The organism is Eudoraea sp. (assembly GCF_049665975.1).
GTDB lineage: Bacteria > Bacteroidota > Bacteroidia > Flavobacteriales > Flavobacteriaceae > Eudoraea.
Window position 1 is genome coordinate 1 of sequence record NZ_JBATGR010000061.1, and the last position, 7454, is coordinate 7454.

A 7454-nucleotide genomic window follows, 5' to 3' on the forward strand; every position below is an offset into this window, starting at 1 on the left:
GTAAATCCTGAGCACGATAAGGAAGAGTTGAATGAAGAGAATGCTTCAGATATTTATAATGGACTTAAATCTCTAAAAGGTAGCGCACTCAAAGTAGCGCAAATGCTTAGTATGGAGAAGAACTTACTCCCATCTGCATATGTTGAAAAATTTTCTTTGGCACAATTTTCAGTACCACCTCTTTCCGCCCCTTTGGTGCGGAAAACTTTTAAAAGATATTTAAATAAATTCCCCGAGGAAGTCTTTGATTCCTTCGAACGGAACTCCATAAATGCTGCGAGTATAGGTCAGGTACACAAAGCAACAAAAGATGGAAAAGAGTTGGCCGTTAAAATACAATACCCCGGAGTAGCTGAAAGTATAAGTAGCGATTTAGCAATCGTCAAACCCATAGCAATAAGAATGTTTAATCTTCAGGGAAAAGATTCAGATAAATACTTTAAAGAAGTAGAACTGAAACTTCTTGAAGAAACTGACTATGGCTTGGAGTTTATTCACAGTGAAGAAATAACTAAGGCCTGCCAAGGAATCCCAAATTTAGAGTTTCCCAAATATTATAAAGAACTTTCCAGTGAACGTATTATTACTATGGATTGGATGCATGGGCAGCATTTAAGTGAATTCTCCAAACAAGGTTTCAATTCTAAGGTGGGAAATAAATTGGGACAAACACTATGGGATTTTTATATGTTCCAGTTACATGGGCTTAAAAAAGTTCATGCAGATCCTCATCCTGGAAACTTCCTTGTTAGTAAACAGGAAACACTGGTTGCCATTGATTTTGGATGTATTAAGGAAGTTCCGGATGAATTTTATGTTCCCTATTTTGAACTTGCTAAAAAAGAGAATATAGAAAATGATGCTTTTTTCATGGATAAATTATACGAGCTGGAAATACTAACTCCATCAGATTCTGAAAAGGAGATTATATTCTTTAAAGCCTTATTTAAAGAAATGCTTGGTCTTTTTACAACACCATTCCATGAAGAATACTTTGATTTTGGAAATGAGGATTTTTGGTCTAAAATAGCCGCCCTCGGAGAGCGTTATTCCAAGGACGAACATATTCGAAAAATGAATGGAAACAGGGGTTCTAAGCATTTTCTATATATTAATAGAACCTTTTTCGGCTTGTTCAACCTTTTACACGATCTTAAGGCGAATGTTGAGGTAAATTCTTTTCGAAAATATTTAAACTAGTGCCGGGAGCCTTCTTAAATCATCAATTATTTTTTAGCTATCTTAGATTAAAGAAATGATTTTTCTTGTAACTACTATTTCCTGATGTACAAGCAATTATTTTTAGATTAACTAACAAGTAAACTAGCTAATGTATAATTCAAAAATTAGTGGACTGGGTTATTTTGTACCTGATAATGTGGTAACTAATGACGATTTGTCAAAACTCATGGATACCAATGATGAATGGATTCAGGAGAGAACAGGTATAAAGGAACGGCGACATGTTATAAAAGGGGAGGATACCACTTCCACTATGGGCGTTAAGGCTGCAAAAATAGCAATTGAAAGAGCGGGAATAGATAAGGACGACATAGATTTTATTGTTTTTGCAACTTTGAGCCCGGATTACTACTTTCCGGGACCAGGAGTACAAGTGCAAAGAGATCTGGATATTAAAACTGTTGGGGCAATAGACATCAGAAATCAATGTTCCGGCTTTATTTATGGTATTTCCCTGGCAGACCAATATATAAAGAGTGGTATGTACAAGAACGTTCTTGTAATAGGTGCTGAATTACATTCTGCCGGACTTGATATGACTACCCGTGGCCGGGGTGTCTCTGTAATTTTTGGAGACGGCGCCGGTGCTGTTGTTTTAACAAGAGAAGAGGATAATTCTAAAGGGATTTTGTCTACCCATTTGCATTCAGAAGGAGCCCACGCAGAAGAACTTTCCTTAATTGCTCCGGGTATGGGAAAACGATGGGTCCTGGATATATTAAAAGATAAGGATTCCAATGACGTATCCTACTTTCCTTATATGAATGGGCAGTTTGTTTTTAAGAACGCCGTGGTTCGTTTTAGTGAGGTAATTATTGAAGGATTAAAAGCAAATAATCTTGAGTCAACAGATATTGATATGCTAATTCCCCATCAGGCTAATTTGCGTATTTCTCAATTTATACAAAAAAAGTTCAGGTTAAGAGATGACCAGGTTTACAATAACATTATGCAATACGGCAATACAACAGCTGCTTCTATACCAATAGCGCTAACTGAGGCGTGGGAGCAGGGTAAAATAAAAGAAGGAGATCTTGTTGTATTGGCTGCATTTGGGAGTGGGTTTACCTGGGGTAGTGCTATAATCCGGTGGTAAACAAATATATCTAATTGGGATGGGAAAACGTTATGCTATTCTAGATTCTACTCACGTAGATTTTATGTCTAAACAAAAACTTTTTTTTGTTGCCACTGCTATGAAGGATGGATCAATTAATCTATCACCAAAAGGTATGGATTCATTCAGAATTATTGACAACACCAAAATTCTTTGGTTAAATCTTACGGGCAGCGGGAATGAAACTGCAACCCATCTGCAATACGATAAAAGAATGACCATCATGTTTTGCGCTTTTGAAGGGAAGCCGATGATTTTGCGTCTATATGGTGAAGCACGGGCATTCCATGAGCGAGATTCCTATTGGAAAGAGCATATTGGACAATTTCCTGAAATAGCGGGCAGCAGGCAATTAATTGAAATGAAAATAAAACTTGTACAGACCTCATGTGGGATGGGTGTACCGCTAATGGACTATAAGGCGGAGCGAAATATGCTCAATATATGGGCAGAAAAAAAAGGTAAAAAAGGCCTTGTGGAATACATGGACCAGAAGAATACCAATAGCCTGGATGGATTGCCAACTGGTATATTTGGTGCTTCAACTTAAACTTTAAACCCCGACTAAATAGCCGGGGTTTATTTAATTGACAAATACTACAAGAGATAACCAACCAATACCCTGCATATTTTATCAATTAATATTTATAGAATACCGCCGCCGCCCTGCTTAGTATTGCTATCCCTTCTTTTTCGTTTTGCAGCTTTGTTTTTTCCACTTCCAAACCGATACGAAATTCCTGCAAAAATAGTTTGACTCTCCCAATTGAACTCACCAACCTGGTCGAAAGGCTGATCCCCATTGAATGCGAAACGCATTGTGTTGAAAACATCATTGAAATTAACACTGAAAGTACCTTTGCCCTGGGCAAAATTATAACGGGCACCAAGATTCACAAAATACATGGGCTCCACATCAAATTGAATGGTTCTGTTTTGTCCTCGGTAGAATCCAAATAGTTGAAAAGTGAGGTTTTTGGTTGCTTTAAAACTATTGTTCATTCTAAAATTCCAGGCTGTATTTTCTACTTCAACTTCCTGTGTAATAATGTCATCTTCGGTGGCAGTGTTGTTATCAGTTTGCAAACTTTCAGTAATGCCCCGCTGGGTTTGTGAATACAGATCAAAACTGGCATTAAAACTCCACCATTTAGTTAGTTTATAATTGCCCGAGACCTCAATTCCATAAGCAGATGTGTCGTCGAAATTGTCAAAGGTTAGTATAAGTTTGTTCAGGTCTAATCTGTCTATATAAACGGCCCTGTTAATCTCATCCTTAATACTTCTGTAGAATAGTCCTGTGGTAATACTTCCATTTTTCAAACGTCTGGTATAATTTATCTCGAATGAATTTGTGAATTGCGGAACAAGTGTTGGGTTTCCATAGGAGGATAATAAAGGAGTAGACCACTCGCGAATAGGATTTACCTGTGTTAGTCCCGGACGGTCCACCCGTCTGCTATAACTTAATTGAAACTGATTTTTTTCTGTTGGACTATAGGTGACAAAACCAGAAGGATACAGTTCTGTATACTTATCTGTAAAGGCCCTTATCTGGTTTGTATCGGCCTTAACCTCAACATCTTCAACACGAAGTCCAACCTGATACCCCCATTTATCATAATTCTGTCCAAAACTGGCATAGGCAGAGTAGATGTCCATGCCATAAACAAAATCGGTATCCGGAGTTGAAATCAAACTTCCATCGGGTGTAAATGAAAGTCCTGTAGAGGAATAATCCACATTAGTTTCAAAAATTCTTGCTTCCAGCCCAACCTCCAGTTTGGAAATGGAATCTAGTGGATTTACATAATCCAGATTAACAATGGTCTGATCCCTTTTGGTGTTAACAAAATCGAGATAATCAGGGAATAAGGTATTTCCTGTCGATTTAAAATCTGCGATCTCTTCATCTGTAAATTTGTTATAGTCCGCTTCTAACTCAATATTATGCCCTTCTTTTTTAAATTCCAATTTATAGTCAAAATTGTACTGCTGGCTGTGATTCTCATTCTTATTATTGAAGATTTGATTCATATTGAGTAACGGATCATCAAAATAAGTAACTTGTGTTTGCCCTTCAGATTTACCATCAAAATAGTTCTGGTTTGTGAAAACCGAAATGGTGTTCTTATCATTGAGATAAAAATCAACTCCTATTTTAAATAAATTGGATTTACGATTATCTAAAAAATCGAACAATTGTTCTGAGTTTTCATCTATTCTGTATATATATCCATCATTTACATATTTACCTATATTGTTTCCATAATTACCATAAACATTTACCTTGCCATTTCTATAGTTGAGGTCGATTGAACTATTAAACTTTGCTTCCTGACCAACAGTTAGACCTGTGTTTAGATTGCCGTTAAATCCATTATTAGAATTTTTGTGAAGTATAATGTTTATGATACCGCTCATCCCATCAGGATTATATTTGGCTGACGGATTGGTAATAAGTTCAATAGACTTTATAGAGGTAGATGGTATTTGTCTTAATAATTGCGCAACTGGCACATTAGATAGTTTGCCATCTATCATAACCCTTACATTTGAGTTTCCCCTCATGGTAAGTTGTCCGGTTTGCTGATCTACATTTACCGAGGGAATATTATTCATTATATCGGAAGCGGTAGCCCCGGCAGTTGTAAGGTCTTTACCAACATTAACCACTTTACGATCTATGCGCTGCTCAATAGTCGTCCGCTCAGCTACAACTTCCACACCAGAAAGTTCTTCAGCTTCTATTTCAAGGGAAATAACTCCTAAATCTGGATTGCGATTGTTTTTAGATAAAGTAATCTGCCGTGTGTGCGTTTTAAATCCTATAAATTGCACCTCTACAATGTAAGACCCCTCAGGAAGTTTTTTTATTTGGAAAGTGCCATCTTCATTGGTGATGCCACCAGTAATCGTGGTGTTGTCTGGAGCTCGTTTGATCACTATTGCCGCATACGAAACCGGTTGTTTCTGAACATTGTCGATTACCCTGCCGCTAATACTTCCCAGGACAATATCTGGATTTGGAATAGCACCATTTGTGTGGAATACTGCGCTAAAAAGTAGTGTAAAAATTAAAACTACCTTATTCATTGACTTTTCGATTTTTGATTGATTGATGATATATACCTGACGATAGTAATTAGTTTATGTTACGAGTATTAAAAACTTTAACATATTTTAAAAATTATGATGACCTCTTTTTTACCAAATTATTTTAAAAGAGTGCAATTAACTTGAAGTAGTATCTTTGTATAGAAATGGGTATAAGGTGCTTTCAATTATCCTGATGTAAGAACAAAATAAAACCCCGACAAATTTGCCGGGGTTTCTTTCGTTGATGGGCCATACTAAACACTAACCATTAACTATAAAAATATAGCACCACAACGAATTAAATTTTTGACGGTTAATCAAAAGACGAATATTAAATTAAAAAGTTACAGTAATTAACACACTTTAACGGAACGAGAAATATATTATGAAAACGACACTTGTTTTTGGTGCTTCATTAAATCCAAATCGCTACAGTTATTTGGCAATAAATAAATTACTGGCAAAAGAAATCCAAACCATGGCTTTTGGTCCAAAGATCGGTGATGTATCGGGTGTGCAGATTAATTCGAGTCTTGAAGACTTTCAAAATATTCATACTATTACTTTATATCTTAATGAAAAACGACAAAAGGAGTATTACGAAGAAATTATTCAAATGAAACCTAAACGCGTGATTTTTAATCCGGGTACGGAAAACCCTGAGTTTTATAAAATTTTAAGTAATAATGAAATTGAAGTAGAAGTTGCCTGTACTTTGGTGTTACTTGCTACGGATCAATATTAATTGGTTTTTCTTCTAATAAAATATAATCCAATAAACGTAAACAACCCATTGACAGGTAAGAGTTCATATCCCACAGCATATCCTCCCAGGTATGCAGGAGGTATATTGGCAATTCCAATGACAAGCAGTACCGATGTTATTGCAACAATCCAAACATAGTTGTCCTGTACCTTATAAGCTGTAAATATCCCAAAAGCAAACAGACCCAATAGAGGACCATAAGTGTAGGTGGCAACGGTTAAAAGGCCATCAATGACATTTCTATCTAAAACGTATTTGAATAGTATGACCACAAGAATCAGGAGCAGGCTCATCATGACATGAGTTTTTTTCCGTATTATCTTTTGATCGTTTTTTGGCTTTTGTTCAATTCCAAGAAAATCTACACAAAAAGAAGTTGTCAAAGAAGTAAGGGCACTATCTGCGCTGCTGTAGGCCGCCGCAATTAATCCAAGCATAAAAGTGATAGCCACGGTAACACCCAAACCGCTATTTAATGCAATTTCGGGAAACAGGAGATCAGATTTTGGCTCCCCATCCATTAGTGGCGTGGCAATCTGAAATTTATCTGCATAAATAAAAAGCAAAGCCCCCAAAAGGAGAAAAACAAAATTGACAACAACAAGTATCAGGCTAAAAGAAACCATATTCTTTTGTGCGTCCTTTAGGTTTCTGCAGGTTAAGTTCTTCTGCATCATATCCTGATCGAGTCCGGTCATGCAAATAGTGATAAACATACCACCAATAAAAGATTTTATGAAGTGGTTTTTCGCGTAAAAATCATCAGTAAATAAAACCTTACTGTACTCCTTTAATTCTTCCGAATTAATAAACTCTGTAAAGCTCCACCCCAATTTTGAATTAATAAAGTAAATAGACAACCCTACAGACAATAGCATAAAAAGGGTCTGCAGAGTATCTGTCCAAACTATGGTTTTAATTCCACCTCGAAAAGTATATATCCAGATTAAGAGAATAGATAAGACCACCGTAAGTTCAAAAGGGACATTCCAGGCGTCAAATACAAACTGTTGTAGCACTATGGCTACCAAAAATAGCCGGAAAGAGGCTCCTAACACCCGGGAAATAAAGAAAGACAAAGCACCTACTCTATAACTGACAATACCAAAGCGCTCTTTGAGGTACTCATAAATTGAGATGACATTCAAGCGGTAATAGATAGGCATCAGTATAAAAGCGACAACAAAATATCCTACCAGGTACCCGAAAACAACCTGCATATAGCTAAAC

General features: G+C 36.5%; 6 protein-coding genes. 4 read left to right on the plus strand and 2 right to left on the minus strand.

The features are described from left to right. From WBN20_RS02615 to WBN20_RS02625, 3 genes are all read left to right on the plus strand, one after another. Positions 1 to 1200: ABC1 kinase family protein (locus WBN20_RS02615; protein WP_424280604.1), on the plus strand; the 1200-nt coding region annotated here is incomplete at its 5' end. 130 nt (positions 1201 to 1330) lie between these two features. Then, on the plus strand, positions 1331 to 2338 hold the full coding sequence (locus WBN20_RS02620; protein WP_424280605.1) for a 3-oxoacyl-ACP synthase III family protein: 1008 nt from the start codon (positions 1331 to 1333) through the stop codon (positions 2336 to 2338). 19 nt (positions 2339 to 2357) lie between these two features. Then, positions 2358 to 2909, plus strand: coding sequence for a pyridoxamine 5'-phosphate oxidase family protein (locus tag WBN20_RS02625; protein WP_424272077.1), 552 nt, complete (start codon positions 2358 to 2360; stop codon positions 2907 to 2909). 95 nt (positions 2910 to 3004) lie between these two features. On the opposite strand, the gene WBN20_RS02630 is transcribed toward WBN20_RS02625, so the two are convergent. Then, positions 3005 to 5455 carry a TonB-dependent receptor domain-containing protein gene (locus tag WBN20_RS02630; RefSeq protein ID WP_424280606.1) on the minus strand — a complete coding sequence of 817 codons (2451 nt, stop codon included), beginning with the start codon at positions 5453 to 5455 and terminating at the stop codon, positions 3005 to 3007. A 388-nt stretch (positions 5456 to 5843) separates the two neighbouring features. On the opposite strand from WBN20_RS02630, the gene WBN20_RS02635 reads away from it, so the two are divergent. Beyond that, on the plus strand, positions 5844 to 6203 hold the full coding sequence (locus tag WBN20_RS02635; RefSeq protein WP_424274671.1) for a CoA-binding protein: 360 nt from the start codon (positions 5844 to 5846) through the stop codon (positions 6201 to 6203). Here WBN20_RS02635 and WBN20_RS02640 read toward each other — a convergent pair. Then, the coding region (locus WBN20_RS02640) for a sodium:solute symporter (RefSeq protein WP_424280607.1) at positions 6200 to 7454 on the minus strand (1255 nt) is incomplete at its 5' end. The genes WBN20_RS02635 and WBN20_RS02640 overlap by 4 nt on opposite strands.